Raw genomic sequence first — 15,394 nt, forward strand, 5'->3', positions numbered from 1 at the left:
ATGTCGGGCTCGAGGTAGACACGACGGGCGATGGGCACCACCGCCCGCAGACGGGCTTCGGCATCGTCGATAGCCGCGGCGACCTGGGCCGTCGTCAGGTCGGGGTCAAGCCCGATCTTGGCCGCGACCAACAGCTCGTCGGGGCCGAGGTGCAGCGTCCTCATGTGGATCACGGTGGTGACCGCGGGCGTGGCGGCGAGCGCGTGCCGGATCGCCTCCACTGTCTGCGGCGTGGCGGCCTCACCGACGAGCATGCCGTAGGTCTCCACCGCGACGATCACCGCGACGACCAGCAGCAGCACGCCGATGGCGACGGTGCCCGCAGCGTCCCAGAGCGGCTCGTCGAGCAGCAGCGTCAGGCCGACTCCGGCGAGCGCGAACACCAAGCCGCACAACGCGGCGAGATCCTCGAGCAGCACGACGGGCAGCTCGGGTGAGCGTGCCTCCCGGATGAAGCCCCACCAGGACATGCTGCCCTTGACGTGACGCGACTCCTTGATCGCGGTCCGGAAGGAGAAGCCCTCCAGCACGATCGCGATCCCGAGGACGGCAACGGCGACGAGGCCGCTTTCCAGCTCATGGGGGTGGCGCAGCTTCTCGATGCCCTCGTAGACGGAGAACAGGCCACCGACGCTGAAGAGCACGATGCCGACAAGGAAGCCGGCGATGTAGCGGGACCGCCCGTAGCCGAAGGGGTGCTCCTCGTCGGCCGGCTGCGCCGCCCGCCGCTGCCCGATCAGCAACAGTGCCTGGTTGCTGGAGTCCGCGACGGAGTGAATCGACTCGGCGAGCATCGAGGACGACCTGGTGAAGAGAAACGCCACGAACTTCGCCACCGCGATGCCCAGATTCGCGAGCAGCGCCGCCACGACGGCCCTGGTGCCACCTTCCGCGCTCACACGCCCCCGCTCTCGTGTCACGTTGCCCGTTTTCGTCCGTGTGCTCCGCCGGCACCGGACTGATCGCCCAGTCTGTCAAGACGCCCCCACGGACGCGCCGCCGGGTATCCGGGGGCATCGATGGTTCGGTGACCCCCGGATCGCGCCGGATGCGGATGCGCCGCGGTCAGGCCAGGGTGACGAGGTCGGCCAGGTCGGGCGACCAGGTGTCCTCGACACCGTCCGGCAGCATGAGGACCTTGTCGGGGCTCAGCGCCTCGACCGCTCCCGGGTCGTGGGTGACCAGGACGACCGCGCCGCGGTAGGTGCGCAGCGCGCTCAGGACCTCGTCCCGCGAGGCCGGGTCGAGGTTGTTGGTCGGCTCGTCCAGCAGCAGCACGTTCGCCGAGCTGCACACCAGGCCGGCGAGCGCCAGCCGCGTCTTCTCCCCGCCGGAGAGCGTCTCCGCGAGCTGCTCGACCGTGTCGCCGCTGAACAGGAACGCGCCCAGGATTCGGCGCAGCTCCACATCGGAGGATGTGGGTGCTGCCGCCCGCATGTTGTCGAGCACCGAACGGGAGGTGTCCAGCGTCTCGTGCTCCTGGGCGTAGTAGCCCAGCCGCAGGCCATGCCCCGGGTGCACCTCACCGGCGTCGGGCGGCTCCTGACCGGCGAGCATCCGCAGCAGCGTGGTCTTTCCCGCGCCGTTCAGGCCGAGGACCACGACCCTCGTCCCGCGGTCGATCGCCAGGTCGACGCCGGTGAAGACCTCCAGCGAGCCGTACGACTTCGACAGGCCGGTCGCTGTGAGCGGCGTGCGCCCGCAGGCAGCCGGGTCGGGGAAGCGGAGCTTGGCGACCCGGTCGGACACCCGGACCTCCGCCAGGCCGGCGGCCAGCCGCTCGGCGCGACGGTCCATCTGGTGTGCGGCGCGTGCCTTGGTCGCCTTCGCCCGCATCTTGTCCGCCTGCGCCCGCAGCGAGTCGATCTTCTTCTCGGCGTTGGCCCGCTCCCGCCGGCGCCGACGCTCGTCCTGCTCACGCTGGGTGAGGTAGGTCTTCCAGGCGACGTTGTAGACGTCGAGGGCCGCACGGTTCGCGTCGAGGTGGAAGACCTTGTTCACGCTCTTGTCGAGCAGGTCCACATCGTGACTGATCACGATGAGCCCGCCGCTGTGGGCGCGCAGAAAGTCCCGCAGCCAGGTGATCGAGTCCGCGTCGAGGTGGTTGGTGGGCTCGTCCAGCAGCAGCGTCGCGTCGGAGTTGCCCGACCCTGCGAAGAGGATGCGGGCCAGTTCGACCCGGCGCCGCTGCCCACCGGAGAGCGTCCCGATCTGCTGGCCGAGCACACGGTCCGGCAGGCCGAGCGACGAACAGATCCGGGCCGCCTCCGCCTCGGCCGCATAGCCACCGAGGGTGCCGAAGCGCTCCTCCAGCCGGCCGTAGCGGCGGACCGCGGCGTCACGGGCGGACTCGTCGACCAGCTCCGCCATCTCGACGTGGAGCTTCTCCATCTCGCGCAGGATCACGTCCAGCCCGCGGGCGGCGAGCACCCTGTCCCTCGCGGTGTCGGCGAGGTCGCCGGTGCGCGGGTCCTGCGGCAGATAGCCGAGCTCGCCGCGGATGTCGACCTTGCCGGCGAACGGCAGGTTCTCTCCCGCCAGCGTCTTCAGCAGCGTCGTCTTGCCGGCTCCGTTGCGGCCCACGAGCCCGATGCGATCGCCGGCCTGCACCCGGAAGGAAACCGGCTCGATCAGTGTTCGGGCTCCGGCGCGGAGCTCGAGCTCGGACACGATGATCATGCGAGTCGGCCTCTTTCGTACATCGGATTCGTGCGTGCAGCAGGTTTCACGTGCAGGCAGGTGTCAGCGGGTGGCCGCCGCGGCACCGGGTATCAGGGACGCGTATCGGGGACGCCCGCGTCACGACGCGGCAGAGGTCATGTCCTCCAGGGTACGGGCCGCGGGCGCGGGTACCGCGGGTGTCCGGATCGGCCTACGTGTGACCGCGGCCAAAAACGTGCGGCGCCGATCCGTCCCGGGTACGCCCTTCCCAGGTCGTGGGCCCGGCCGTCACCCGTGACGGCCGACGCCGGTGGATACAGGAGGACACGATGACGACGACGTACCGGCAGCAGCGGCAAACCCAGCGACCGAGCTCGCTGTGGTCGAGCCTGGTGGTTCTCGGAGTCGCCGTCACCGTCCTGGGGGTACTGCTGATCGCCAATCCGTTCAGCACCGCCGGCGGGCTGGCGGTGCTCGCCGGGGTGGCTCTGCTCGTGTCCGGCATCGCCGAGATCGTGTCGGCCGTGCGCGCCGAGCACGGCGGCACGGCCATCCTCTACGGGGTGCTCACCGCCGCCGCCGGTGTGGTGATCCTGCTCTGGCCGCACGTGACCCTGCATGCCATCGCGATCGTCGTCGGAGCCGTGCTGATCGTCGCGGGAGTGATCCGAGCGCTGCTGATCCTGGCGAGCAGGCACTCGGGTGCCGGCCGCGGCGCCGGGCGCGGCCGGAGCCTGCTGGTCGCCTGCCTCGCCGTGGTCCTCGGGATCCTGGCAGTCACCTGGCCGGCTGCGACGGTCTCGGTGCTGGCTGTCCTGTTCGGGATCCAGCTCGTCGTCACCGGGGTGACCGAGGTGCTGGTCGGGCTCGCGCTACGGCCCTGATCAGCTGCGACCTGACCGGCGGGGGTCCGGGCTCAGTCCAGGATGCGCTTACGCCACAGCGCGATGGAGTCCTGGCTGCCGCCACGTTCGAGCAGCCACGCCTCGGGCCCGCCAGGCACCCCGTCGATGACCCCGAGCACGTGCTCGACAGCCTCCTGGGAGACCTCGGTCACCGCGCGTGCCGTCGGCCCCGATCGTGCCCCGGGCAGGAGCGAATGGCCCTTGAGCCGCCGCAGCACCCCCGGCATGTTGGTGCCGGTCGCCAGGTAGTCGGCGATCACCTGCTCGGGGCCGACTCCGGCCAGGCGTAGCAGCAGCGCGGTCACGATCCCGGTACGGTCCTTGCCGGCCGCGCAGTGCACCAGCAGTGGGCCGGGTGCCTCGGCCGCCAGGTCCACGATCTCCACCAGGCGGGGCGCCGCGATGTCGAGGATCGTGTTGTAGAGCACGCGCAGGCCGCCCGCGAGCACGTCCGGGCCGAGTGAGTCTCCGGCCCGGCCGGTCTCCTCGCCCAGCAGCGGCTTGATGTGCACCTCGGAACCGAGCAGGGACAGCGGGTGCGGGGAACTCCCCCGCTCGACCGCGGACCGCAGGTCGACGACGGTCGGCGGCGGCCAGGTGAAGGTGACCGCCGGCCGCTCATCACCCACCCGCGGCATGTCACTGCGGTAGAGCACGCCGGCCCGAAGGACCTGCCCGGCCGCGGTCGTCATGCCGCCGACATCGCGCAGGTTGGCCAGCGCTTCCCTGGGCGACTCTTCCGTTCCCATGCACAGTCCTCCCGAAAACCCGGCGTCGCACGGTCCGAACACCTCGGACGAGCATCGATCTGACGAACCCGTCATCCGTCAGCGCGGCACGTGCGGCCTCGCACCATCCTCGTCGAAAAGGGTGCCCTCATGCGCGGGCATGCCGTCGATGCGGCTCATGGTGGCCCTGCCGTCGATGTCGTCGATGTCGTTCATGCCACCGATGTCGCCGATGCCGTCAAGCGCGGTCGCCTCGATGCCGGTCGCCTCGCCCTCCTCAGCCAGCACGACCGGGTCGATCAGGTGAGGCGAGTCGTTGCGGACGCTGCCGACCGCGGACGAGACGGGGTGGGCAGCGAAGACCCCGGCCGGTACGGGGCGCAGGACACCGGCGAGATCGGCGCAGTCTCGCACCTCCGGATCGATCCACCGCGACCAGGCGGAGCGTGGCACCACGACCGGAGACCGGTCATGGAGGAACTCCAGGCCCGTGGCCGCCTCGGTCGTGATGATCGCGAATGTCGCCAGCGGCCTGCCGTGATGCCACCCGCTCTCGTAGATACCAGCGAAGGCGAACAGGCCGTCCGCACCCGGATGCCCGGCGGGATGGATGTAGTAGGGCTGACCGCGGCGCTTCCCGGTGACCCGCTGCCACTCGTAGAAACCGGTGGCGGGGACGAGACAGCGCCTGGCGGCGAACGCCGAGCGGAACGCCGGTCTGGACGCCACGGTCTCGGCGCGAGCGTTGATCATGCGGTTGCCGGAGTGCCGGGCGTTCCCCCACCGCGGCTCCAGCCCCCAGGTGGCCAGGCGAAGCACCCGACCCGGGACGGCGACGGCCTGGGCCTGCGCACTGTCGGCGCCGGCAGCGGCCCTGTCGGTGCCGGCAGCGGGCTGCGCGGATGCCATCACGATCGGCATCGCGGTCGTCGGTGCGACGTTGTAGCTCTCGCGGAGCGCGCCGTGCGTCTCGTCCGCCGCCGACATGGCCGCCGCGAGCTCGTCCGCGCTGAGCGTCTGGGTGTACCTCCCGCACATGGGCCCAGTCTCGCAGCCACCTACGACATTCAGACGACGAGCGCCGCCGCGGCACCCGCCAGGCAACCCAGCGACAGCACACCGAAGACACCGACCCAGAAGGTCCCCGGCAGGCCGGTCAGGCGGGCCAGCTGATCGGGATCGGAGTCCCGTGCCCGGCGGCGCCGCCGCTGGCGCTGCACCTCGACGATCGGTCGCAGCGCCCCCACCAGCAGGAACCAGGTGGCGTACGCGGCGAAGCCCGCCTGGACATCGTCCGTGGCGAACCAGGAGACCCCGAGCACGACGACGGTGCTGACCAGCACGGTCCCGACTCCGAACGCGTTGCGGACGACCACCAGCAGCACCAGCAGCAGGGCGACGATGACCTGGAGCAGCAGGCTGACCCGACCGGTGGCGAGCAGGCCCGCCGCGCCCAGCCCGAGCAACGACGGGGCCGTGTACCCGGCGGCCACCGTGAGGACCACACCCGGACCGGTCGGCCGGCCGGAGGAGACCGTGACTCCCGAGGTGTCGGAATGCAGGCGCACTCCGGCGAGCCGGCGACCGGTGGCCACCGCGACGAGCGCGTGGCCGCCCTCGTGCGCGATCGTGACCACGTGCCGGGCCGTCGGCCAGACGCGGTCACTCGCCACCGTCAGCAGCGCGGCGATGCCGGTGACGACGAGGATCCAGTGCGCGGGTGCCGGCTGTGCCCCGAAACTCCGGCTGAGCAGGTCGGACGTGGCTGCTCCTCTCCTCGTTGCCGCACTGCCGCGACCTCGTTGCCGCACCGGCGCGACCGCACTGCCGCGACCGCGCCGTCACGCCGCGGCCGGAAACACGCCCGGTCGGACCGGCGGCGGTTCGGCGTACGTCCTCCCGATAATCGCGCATGGCGGGTTCCGCCCCCAGAGCGCGGTGCTCCCCGCATCCGCGACGAGGCGTCGTGTTCCCGACAGCAGGTACCCTTCGGCGCGCGAGGGGGACTGTCAGGACACGCATCAGGCCAGCGCTTCCCGCGCTGGGGCGACGGCACAGGGCGGGCCGGCGAGGCACCCAGATGGGCCGAATGGGGAGGAACCCGGGCAATGGCTGAATACGTGTATCGACCGGTCATCCACACGGCGCTCGGGCTCTTCCGCGCGTTGCGGCTGCAGCTGGACGTCCGCGGTGAGGAGCACGTGCCGGCGGACGGCGGAGCGGTCGTGCTGATCAACCATGTGTCGTACCTGGACTTCGCCCTTGCCGGGGTGCCCTTCTGGTTGTCGCAGCGGCGGCTGGTCCGGTTCATGGCGAAGAAGCAGGTCTTCGATCACCGGGTGAGCGGGCCACTGATGCGAGGCATGCATCACATTCCGGTCGACCGGTCGGCCGGCGCGGGCTCGCTGCGGGAAGCGGTGCGTGCCCTGGGCGCCGGCGAGCTGGTCGGTGTGTTCCCGGAGGCCACGATCAGTCAGAACTACTGCCTGGCGCCGTTCAAGTCCGGCGCGGCCCGGATGGCCGCCGAGGCCGACGTACCCGTCATCCCGCTGGTGCTGTGGGGCAGCCAGCGGATCCTGACCAAGGGGCGGCCCCGCAACCTGCGCGCCGCGGTCGGGACACCCGTCTCCATCACCGTGGGCAAGCCCGTGCCGGCCTCGGAGCTGAGGGACTCCCGGGCGGGAACCGAACTGTTGCAGCTGACGATGGCGGAGATCCTCGACGACGCGCAACGCCGCTATCCCGCGCCGCCCCCCGGCGAATCACCCTGGTGGCTTCCCGCTCATCTCGGCGGATCCGCGCCGGAGCCCCCGGAGCAGCCGAAGCCATAACCACATAGGCCGGACCAGTTGTCTCACCGCCGGCCGGCGGCAGGTTGACTGAGGCCCTGGAACGGCTTTCGACGGAGCGGAGAGAACACCGTGGCGGACCGTGTGATGGACCGGCCTGACCCAGCGGACCAAGACCACGAGGCGCGAGGTCACGGAGCCGTCGGGCAGATCACGGACGAGCAGTTCGTCGACACGCTGCCCAAGGTCGAGCTGCACGTCCACCTCGAGGGGTCGATGCGGCCCGGCACGCTGCTCCGGCTGGCCCGCAGGCACGACGTCGACCATCTGCCGACCGACCTGGACGCCCTGCGGGCCTACTACGAGTTCCGCGACTTCGACCATTTCATCGAGGTCTACCTGGCCGCGGTCCAGGTGCTGCGGGACGAGGAGGACTTCCGCCTGCTCGCGCGCGAGACCGCGCTCGGCCTGGCCGAGCAGCGGGTCCGCTACGCGGAGATCACCTTCACCCCGTGGCTGCATGTCCAGCGCGGGGTCGACCCGGCGGCGGTGTTCGCCGGAGTGGAGGCCGGCCGCCTCGACGCCGAACGGGAGACCGGCATCCAGGTCCGCTGGATCACCGACATCCCCGGTCTACCCGGAACGGACAACGTGAACTCCGCCGAACGCACACTGGAACTGGCGCTGGAGCACGGCGGTGCGGGTGTGATCGCGCTCGGCCTGGGTGGGCCCGAGGTCGGCGTGCCCCGTCCCCAGTTCGGCCCGGTGTTCACCGCCGCCCGGGACGCGGGACTGCACTGCATCCCGCACGCGGGCGAGACGACCGGCGCACGCACGATCTGGGACGCCCTCGAGTTCCTGCACGCCGAGCGGATCGGCCACGGCACCAGCGCCCTTGAGGACCCCGCTCTCGTGGAACACCTACGCCGGCACCGCATCCCGCTGGAGGTCTCCCCCACGTCCAATCTGTGCACCGGTGCCGTCGCCAGCTACGCGGCGCACCCGCTGCCGCGGATGATCGCCCAGGGCATCGAGGTGAACCTGAACAGCGACGACCCGCCCATGTTCAACACCACACTGCGGGACGAATACCTGCACGCGCTGCGTTCACTGGCGCTCTCCCGGCAGCAGGTCTTCGACCTCGCGGCGGCGGCCGTCGAGCACTCCTTCCTGCCCGAGCCCGGAAAGGTGGCGCTGCGTGCGGAGTTCGCGGCCGCCGCCGCGGCTCTCGACGTGACCGCGCCGGCGCCGGCCGCTCAGGCGCCGGCCGCTCAGGCGCCGACGAACGCCTGAGTCCGCGCCGGCGGGCTGCTCCTCTCCTGTGAACCAGCCGGGCCCGCCCGCCGCCCGCGGCAACCGAGCGTGCGCGGCGGACTGAGCGGGTCCGGCCCTTGGTCATCTCGACCTGGCGGGCGGGCCGACCAGGTCGAGCTCACGGAGCCGTTCCTGGGCGGTCTGCTCGACCCGGCGCATCGTCGCCCGCAGCACAGGTGGCGTCATGATCGACGTCACGATCGCCACCAGCACGATCACCGTGTACATGGACGTGGACAGCACGCCCAGGCGCAGACCGGTGCCGGCGACGACGATCTCGATGACACCGCGGGCGTTCAGGCCGGCGCCCAGCGACAACGCCTCCCAGTGCCCCAGTCTGCTGGCCCTCGCCCCGATGTAGGCGCCACCGAACTTGCCGATGACGGCCAGGCTGAGGATGGCGACGGCAGCGAGCGCGACCTTGGCCTCGGCCAGCGCGGTCAGGTCGATACGCAGCCCTGCCGACGCGAAGAAGATGGGCGCCAGCACGCCCATCACCACCACCCGGAGCGGCTCGAGCCGGCGTATGTCCAGATTCGGTGCGGAACCGAGCAGGATGCCGGCGACGAACGCGCCGAGAATGGCCTCCAGCTTCAGGGCGTGCGTCCCCGCCGCCGCCGCGAGGATGAACAGCACGGCCACCGCGTTCCCGTACGGCGTGCCACCCGACGCGGCCAGGACCGGCGACGTTACCAAGATCGGCGACGTCGCCGGGGTCGGGGCACCGGACGACAGGGCCTCGGCCTGCTTCGGTACCACTGGCGCAGCGGCGGCGGATAGGCTCGCCGCCTCGTCCACCTGGCCCGAGACGACCGGGGCCGACTGCGGGGGCGCGGCCTCGCTCCCGACACCCTCCCTGGCCAGCCCACCCACGGCGACGGCGATCCGGGCCAGCGGGCGTCCCACGAACAGCGCCACGAGCACGACGCCGAGCACACTGAACACCGGCCAGGCGATGTCCTCGCCGCGCACGCCGGTCGTGGCCATCGCGGAGACCACCGAAAGCAACGACCACCCGACCGCGTCATCGATGGTCGCGGAGGCGAGGATGAGCTGGCCCACGTTGCGGTGCAGCAGGCGCATGTCCTGCAGGATCTTCGCCGCGACGGGAATGGCGCTCACGCCCATGGCCACCCCGAGGAACAACGCGAACACCGGGCGATCGGCGTCCTGGCCGAGCAGCGAGCTGGGCACGAGCAGGCCGGCTCCGATACCGAGACCGACCGGCACGAGCAGGCCCGCGGCGCTGATCCGCACGGCGGTCGCCCCTCGGCGCCGAACCATCCGCATGTCCATCTCCAGGCCGGTCAATCCGACCAGAAGAATCACACCCAGCTGACCCACCGCGTCCAGCAGATGCATCTGGTCCGGCGCGGTGGGAAGAATCCAGCCCGAGAAGCCGGGAGCGATGTCGCCCAGCAACGACGGCCCCACCAGGACGCCGGCGAGCAGTTCACCGACCACCGAGGGAAGCCCGATCCTCACCGCCAGCCTGCCAAGCCCCAGCGCCAGTGCCAACAGAAGAGTCAGCTGAAGCAGGAAGATCAACAAAGAATGATGCGACAGCGGTGGCGCCGCTGCCGTCACAAATGATTTCTCCGCCACGTTCACGTTCGTCCGCTCCCACCACCGTGCGCGCCTTCAGGCATGCCGACCGGTCCATGACTTCCCGCATGTGCCGATGCCATCCGGGCACGGCATACATGCGGCAACGGTGACGCGGACCCGGCCCGGCGGCTGTTTCGACGATCACCGGACCCCACAAACACCGGTCGACTCCCGGCCAGTGTTTGTGGGGACGCCTCGCCGTAGCTCAGCCGCGGCACGCGAAGGCCCACGGCGACAACAATAGCCAGCCCGCACCCACCGGGGGGCCAACCATCGAGAAATCGTGGAGGCCATCCCACGGAACGTGGCGGTATCCCGATCGCGGAGGGTCTGGCGGCGGGGGCCACATCGCGGCAGTGCCGACGCGCCGTGACAGCCCGGATGACAGCCCGCGACTCAGCCGGAGCCGGTGCCAGAAGGGGAATGGCCGGCAGGCACCCCGCGGGGTGCCGCGGCGGCACCCGCATCCGCCGGGCCCGCCCCGCCAAACCGCGCGACGAGTTCGGTCAGCCGCCGCGGATCGACATTCGCCCGGGTGACATCACCCTCGTAGTGGGCGACCACCCGCGGGTCCATCACCTGGAACCAGAAACGCGGTACCAGGGAGACCAGGATCATTGTTCCGTAACCGGTTGGCAGCTGCGGAGCAGAGGAAAACGATCGGAGCGACTGGTAGCGCACGGTCGGGTTGGCGTGGTGGTCGCTGTGCCGAGGCAGATGATAGAGCGCGAGATTACTGATGACGTCGTCACTGTTCCAGCTGTGCCGCGGATCGACCTTCTCGTATCTGCCGGTCGCGGTCCGTTGCCGGGCCAGCCCGTAGTGCTCGACGTAGTTCACCGCCTCCAGCAGGGAGAATCCCACCACAGCCTGCAGCACGAGGAAGACGAGAACGGACGGTCCGAAGACACCGGCGAGGGCTCCGAAGAGAACCACCGTGTACGCCCACGAGGTCAGCACCTCGTTTCGCACCGACCACGGCGAACGCCCGCGTAGGCGCAGTCGGCGTGCTTCCAGGTCCCACGCCGATCGCAGGCTGCCGATGACGGTGCGCGGCCAGAACCGCCAGAAGCTCTCGCCGAGCCGGGCGCTGGCCGGGTCCGCGGGGGTCGCGACCCGCACATGGTGACCGCGGTTGTGCTCGACGTAGAAGTGGCCGTAGGCAGTGGCGGCGAGCATGACCTTCGACAGGATCCGCTCCAGCCGGTCGCGCTTGTGGCCCAGTTCATGGGCGGTGTTGATACCGATCCCGGTGACGGTGCCGAGCGCGCCGACCACCGCCACCCGCTCGACGACCGACAGGTCGCCGTGCACCCAGGCCCAGCACCCGAGCACCAGGCAGATGCCGGTGAGCGGCAGGTACAGGAAGGTGCACCACCGGTAGTAGCGGTCAGCGTCCAGAGCGGGACGGGCCCATTCCGGCGCAGCGACGGGATCCTTCGGTGTGGTCGCGTCGAGCAGCGGCAACAGACCGAAGACGAACACCACGGTAAGCCACCACGGAAGGCCCGAGCCGGTGCGATGCCACAGCCCGAAGGACACGATCGGGAGAACCGGGGGGATCAGCGCGGTCAGCCACATGTACCGCTTGCCATCACGCCACCGCGTTCCGTCCTGGTCGACCAGCACCGGCGCTGCCATGCGTGTCACCTTCCGCCCGCCCGACGGACGCGGAACCCGGGCCACTGACCCTCGGAACCGACCCCGAGCACGGAATACCGCGATCCGCCGTTCTTCGTCACCGAAGTGTCACATCCGTCGTACGCAGGAACAACCGCCCGCTGTGGGGTGGCCGCAGGATCACAGCAGTCCACCGGGACGTCCGTGCGCTGACCTGTCCGGCCAGACGGCGCGACGGTGCACACTGATCCGGTGAACAGGCAGACCGAACCGCCCGGTGGGGCCAATCCGGCCAGCGGGGCCGACCCGGCCGACAGCACCGAACCGGCCAGCAGCAGCGCGCCGGCCGGCATGCCGGGGGCGCGGCCGGCGCGGCCATCCGGGTCCATGACGGACGCGCCCCCGTGGATCGGCGGCGCGACGATCGGCGCCCTCTTCCTCTCCGCCGCCGTCCTGATCACCTACACGCTCCTCCCGCTGCCCGGCCAGCGTTCGCTCGGCGACGTGAACTACCTCGTCGCCGCGCTGCTCTTCGGCGGCCACATCACCTTCAGCCGCCTCTACCGAAGCGGCCTGGCGCGACGGGCCATGCCCGGCGGCGCCGTCGCGGCGCGCCCTCACTCCGGTGGGCCGGACGGCCACGCAACGACGCGCGCCATCCAGTCAATCGGGCCGGTGCCCCCCGACCCCGGTCGCGAGTGACATAGCCGACGTCGCCCGGCGGCCTCGGCGGGCACTCCGGGCTGAAACGATGCCCCGGTGTCCGCCCTGGTCGTGGTGTTTGTCGGCCTTGTCGCGGGCGCCGCGGTCGCGCACACCGGCCACCTCGGCGGTGACGCGGCACGCACCCTCAACATCTGGCTGCTCGACATCGCCCTGCCCGCGCTCACCCTGCACGTTCTGCACGACGTCCAGATCCCGTCGAACATCGTGCTCGTCGTGGCGGCTCCGTATGCCCTGTGCGCGGCAACCATGGCGATCTACCTGGTGGCCGCCCGGGTGCTGGGGCTGAGCCGGGAGGTGGTGGCCGCACTGATCGCGGCCACCGCGGTGGCGAACACGTCATTCGTGGGCATTCCCATGGTCACCGCCTTCTTCGGCGAGTCCTGGGTGCCCGTCGCGCTGTTGACCGACCAGCTCGGTTCGTACCTGCTGTTGAACACGGTGGTGCTGGTGGTGGTCACCGCCGCCGCTGGAACCACCGCGACACCGCTGGCCGTCGCCCGCGCGACGCTGACCCGGCCATCGATGCTGGCCCTCGTGCTCGCGCTGGCGTTGCGCCCGGTGGAGTATCCGGGCTGGCTCGACGAGGCACTCGCCTCGATCGGCGCCACCCTGACGCCGCTGGCTCTGTTCTCGGTAGGCCTGCAGCTGCGGGTCAACGCCGTGCGCCGCTGGTGGCGGGAACTGGTGCTGGGGCTGACCGTGAAGCTGGCGGTGGCCCCCGCCGCGGTCCTCGGGCTGTACGTCGCCACGGGTGTGTTCACCGATCCCGACGTCAAGGTGGCGCTGTTCGAGATCGCGATGCCGCCGATGGTGGCCGGCGCGATCCTCGCGGACCGGCACGGCCTGGCTCGCCCCCTGCCGAGCCTGCTGGTCGGTGTCGGCGTACCGATGTCCGTCGCCACACTCGCGATCTGGTCGATTCCCCTGCGCCCCTGAGATACCCCACATCCGCGACACCGGGCGTCGGACGATCCACGCACGCAACTATGTGGGCGTCCTAAAGTTGGAGCCAGAGACAATCGCTGGGTCGCAAGCGCCAGCCCGGCCGAGGACACTCGGAGGCGGCATGGCGCGCCACCGGCGCGGTGCTCGCGGCATGCCGCGAGCACCGCGCTGCGCGGAGACCGGCACGAGCAGCACACGAACGGAGGCGGCCAGGTGGCCGAGACAGAGCAGGTAGAGGCAGCCCCGGGCACGGCGGCCACCGCACGGATCCAGCGGGTCGGTGTGGTCGGGTGCGGTCTGATGGGCTCCGGCATCGCCGAGACCTGTGCGCGGGCAGGCCTTGACGTGCTGGTCCGGGAGGTGGACGTCGCGGCGGTCGAGGCCGGCCGGAAACGGATCACCGCCTCGCTCGACCGCGGAACCCGCAGCGGCAAGCTCAGCGAGGCCGACCGGGACGCGGCCCTGGCCCGGCTCGCCTTCACCACCGACCTCGGCGACTTCGGTGACCGCCAGTTCACCGTTGAGGCCATCGCGGAGAACGAACAGGCCAAGACCGAGATCTTCACAGCGCTCGACAAGGTCGTGGCCGACCCGTCGGCGATCTTCGCCTCCAACACCTCCTCCATCCCGATCATGAAGCTCGGGATGGCCACCGGCCGCCCGGACCAGGTCCTGGGTGTGCACTTCTTCAACCCGGTACCGGTGATGAAGCTGGTCGAGCTCGTCCCGTCGCTGCTGACCTCGGACGAGACCATCACCCGCGCCCAGGAGTTCGTCACCTCCGCGCTTCGCAAGGAGGTGGTCCGCTCCAAGGACCGCGCCGGGTTCGTGGTCAACGCGCTGCTCGTTCCCTACCTGCTCTCCGCGATCCGGATGCAGGAGTCGGGTTTCGCCTCCGCCGACGACATCGACCTCGGCATGGTCCTCGGCTGCGCCCACCCGATGGGCCCGCTGCGGCTGATCGACCTCATCGGGCTCGACACCATCAAGGCGGTGGCCGAGTCCCTGTACGACGAGTTCAAGGAGCCGCTCTACTCCCCGCCGCCGCTGCTGCTGCGCATGGTGGACGCCGGTCTGCTGGGCAAGAAGAGCGGCCGCGGCTTCCACCAGTACTCCTGAACCACCAGGACTCCTGAACCACCAGGACAGCACCCCCAGCATCCCCAGCGCTCTCCCACGCACAAAGCACCGAAATCCGGCCTCGGCCCCAGGCCGGACCGAACTGACCGAGTCACAACGAGGACGGCACCGACGTGGATCCGAACTTCGACACCTACAGCCTCAGCGACACCCATACCGCCGTCCGTGAGGCCGTCCGCGATCTCGCGGAGAAGGAGATCGCACCGTTCGCGGCCGACGTCGACGAGCAGGAGCGCTACCCCACCGAGGCCCGGGACGCGCTGATCCGTTCGGGGTTCAGTGCTGTCCACATCCCGGAGAGCTACGACGGTCAGGGCGCCGACTCGGTGGCGACCTGCATCGTCATCGAGGAGGTCGCCCGGGCCTGCGCCTCATCGTCACTCATCCCGGCCGTCAACAAGCTCGGGACGATGCCGATCCTGCTCTCCGGGTCGGAGGAGCTGAAGAAGCAGGTCCTGCCCTCGATCGCCAGCGGTGAGGCGAGCGCGTCCTACGCGCTCTCCGAGCGGGAGGCGGGATCGGACACCGCCTCGATGCGGACCCGCGCCCGGCTCGACGGCGACCACTGGGTCCTCAACGGCACCAAGACCTGGATCACCAACGCGGGCGAGTCCACCTGGTACACGGTCATGGCCGTCACCGACCCGGATGCGGCGAAGCCCGCCGACGGCATCTCCGCCTTCGTCGTCCGGGCCGACGACCCCGGCTTCGAGGTCGGCTCCAAGGAGCGCAAGCTCGGCATCAAGGGCTCACCGACCCGCGAGATCCATTTCGTCAACTGCACGATCCCCGCCGACCGGATCATCGGCGAGCCCGGCACGGGTCTGCGCACCGCGCTGCGCACCCTCGACCACACCCGGCCGACGATCGGCGCGCAGGCCGTCGGCATCGCGCAGGGCGCGCTGGACGCGGCGATCGGCTACGTGAAGGAACGCCGCCAGTTCGGCCGCCCGATCGC

General features: G+C 70.7%; 14 protein-coding genes. 7 read left to right on the forward strand and 7 right to left on the reverse strand.

The features are described from left to right. Both FREUN1FDRAFT_RS33570 and FREUN1FDRAFT_RS33575 read right to left on the reverse strand, forming a co-directional pair. Positions 1-899: cation diffusion facilitator family transporter (locus FREUN1FDRAFT_RS33570; protein WP_006544810.1), on the reverse strand; the 899-nt coding region annotated here is incomplete at its 3' end. A gap of 166 nt (positions 900-1,065) precedes the next feature. Beyond that, positions 1,066-2,679, reverse strand: a complete 1,614-nt coding sequence (locus FREUN1FDRAFT_RS33575; RefSeq protein WP_006544811.1) for an ABC-F family ATP-binding cassette domain-containing protein — start codon at positions 2,677-2,679, stop codon at positions 1,066-1,068. Between the two features lie 311 nt (positions 2,680-2,990). Between FREUN1FDRAFT_RS33575 and FREUN1FDRAFT_RS33580 the strand changes: the two genes are divergently transcribed. Further along, the gene (locus tag FREUN1FDRAFT_RS33580) at positions 2,991-3,545 is read left to right on the forward strand and encodes an HdeD family acid-resistance protein (RefSeq protein ID WP_006544812.1); all 555 of its coding nucleotides are present in this window, start codon (positions 2,991-2,993) and stop codon (positions 3,543-3,545) included. Positions 3,546-3,577: 32 nt separating this feature from the next. Here FREUN1FDRAFT_RS33580 and FREUN1FDRAFT_RS33585 read toward each other — a convergent pair whose 3' ends face one another. The 3 genes from FREUN1FDRAFT_RS33585 to FREUN1FDRAFT_RS33595 form a co-directional block, all read right to left on the reverse strand. Then, the gene (locus FREUN1FDRAFT_RS33585) at positions 3,578-4,315 is read right to left on the reverse strand and encodes a tyrosine-protein phosphatase (RefSeq protein ID WP_006544813.1); all 738 of its coding nucleotides are present in this window, start codon (positions 4,313-4,315) and stop codon (positions 3,578-3,580) included. Positions 4,316-4,393: 78 nt separating this feature from the next. Beyond that, entirely contained in the window at positions 4,394-5,332 is a 939-nt protein-coding gene (locus FREUN1FDRAFT_RS33590; RefSeq protein WP_006544814.1) for an SOS response-associated peptidase, read from the reverse strand. Positions 5,333-5,361: 29 nt separating this feature from the next. Further along, positions 5,362-6,105, reverse strand: a complete 744-nt coding sequence (locus tag FREUN1FDRAFT_RS33595) for a M50 family metallopeptidase (protein WP_006544815.1) — start codon at positions 6,103-6,105, stop codon at positions 5,362-5,364. A 297-nt stretch (positions 6,106-6,402) separates the two neighbouring features. On the opposite strand from FREUN1FDRAFT_RS33595, the gene FREUN1FDRAFT_RS33600 reads away from it, so the two are divergent. Both FREUN1FDRAFT_RS33600 and add read left to right on the forward strand, forming a co-directional pair. Further along, positions 6,403-7,125 carry a 1-acyl-sn-glycerol-3-phosphate acyltransferase gene (locus FREUN1FDRAFT_RS33600; protein WP_006544816.1) on the forward strand — a complete coding sequence of 241 codons (723 nt, stop codon included), beginning with the start codon at positions 6,403-6,405 and terminating at the stop codon, positions 7,123-7,125. Between the two features lie 105 nt (positions 7,126-7,230). Then, positions 7,231-8,376, forward strand: coding sequence for an adenosine deaminase (gene add / locus FREUN1FDRAFT_RS33605; protein WP_006544817.1), 1,146 nt, complete (start codon positions 7,231-7,233; stop codon positions 8,374-8,376). 102 nt (positions 8,377-8,478) lie between these two features. Here the strand turns inward: add and FREUN1FDRAFT_RS33610 are convergent, their stop codons facing one another. Then, a complete protein-coding gene (locus FREUN1FDRAFT_RS33610) occupies positions 8,479-10,008 on the reverse strand; it encodes a cation:proton antiporter (RefSeq protein WP_006544818.1) in 1,530 nt (509 codons plus the stop codon). Positions 10,009-10,401: 393 nt separating this feature from the next. Continuing rightward, entirely contained in the window at positions 10,402-11,646 is a 1,245-nt protein-coding gene (locus tag FREUN1FDRAFT_RS33615) for an alkane 1-monooxygenase (protein ID WP_006544819.1), read from the reverse strand. A 231-nt stretch (positions 11,647-11,877) separates the two neighbouring features. On the opposite strand from FREUN1FDRAFT_RS33615, the gene FREUN1FDRAFT_RS47085 reads away from it, so the two are divergent. From FREUN1FDRAFT_RS47085 to FREUN1FDRAFT_RS33635, 4 genes are all read left to right on the forward strand, one after another. Then, on the forward strand, positions 11,878-12,327 hold the full coding sequence (locus FREUN1FDRAFT_RS47085; RefSeq protein WP_232295531.1) for a hypothetical protein: 450 nt from the start codon (positions 11,878-11,880) through the stop codon (positions 12,325-12,327). A gap of 57 nt (positions 12,328-12,384) precedes the next feature. Further along, positions 12,385-13,287, forward strand: a complete 903-nt coding sequence (locus FREUN1FDRAFT_RS33625; RefSeq protein WP_006544821.1) for an AEC family transporter — start codon at positions 12,385-12,387, stop codon at positions 13,285-13,287. Between the two features lie 222 nt (positions 13,288-13,509). Beyond that, entirely contained in the window at positions 13,510-14,415 is a 906-nt protein-coding gene (locus tag FREUN1FDRAFT_RS33630; RefSeq protein ID WP_006544822.1) for a 3-hydroxybutyryl-CoA dehydrogenase, read from the forward strand. 134 nt (positions 14,416-14,549) lie between these two features. After that, positions 14,550-15,394: acyl-CoA dehydrogenase family protein (locus FREUN1FDRAFT_RS33635; protein WP_006544823.1), on the forward strand; the 845-nt coding region annotated here is incomplete at its 3' end.

Origin of the sequence: Parafrankia sp. EUN1f, from assembly GCF_000177675.1 — a bacterium.
In the GTDB taxonomy this organism is placed as follows: domain Bacteria; phylum Actinomycetota; class Actinomycetes; order Frankiales; family Frankiaceae; genus Parafrankia.

Bases quoted from the DNA above. Each gene is read 5' to 3' on its own strand.
- FREUN1FDRAFT_RS33575 (WP_006544811.1), bottom strand. From the start codon at position 2,679: ATGATCATCGTGTCCGAGCTCGAGCTCCGCGCCGGAGCCCGAACACTG.
- FREUN1FDRAFT_RS33580 (WP_006544812.1), top strand. From the start codon at position 2,991: ATGACGACGACGTACCGGCAGCAGCGGCAAACCCAGCGACCGAGCTCG.
- FREUN1FDRAFT_RS33585 (WP_006544813.1), bottom strand. From the start codon at position 4,315: ATGGGAACGGAAGAGTCGCCCAGGGAAGCGCTGGCCAACCTGCGCGAT.
- FREUN1FDRAFT_RS33590 (WP_006544814.1), bottom strand. From the start codon at position 5,332: ATGTGCGGGAGGTACACCCAGACGCTCAGCGCGGACGAGCTCGCGGCG.
- FREUN1FDRAFT_RS33600 (WP_006544816.1), top strand. From the start codon at position 6,403: ATGGCTGAATACGTGTATCGACCGGTCATCCACACGGCGCTCGGGCTC.
- add (WP_006544817.1), top strand. From the start codon at position 7,231: ATGGACCGGCCTGACCCAGCGGACCAAGACCACGAGGCGCGAGGTCAC.
- FREUN1FDRAFT_RS33615 (WP_006544819.1), bottom strand. From the start codon at position 11,646: ATGGCAGCGCCGGTGCTGGTCGACCAGGACGGAACGCGGTGGCGTGAT.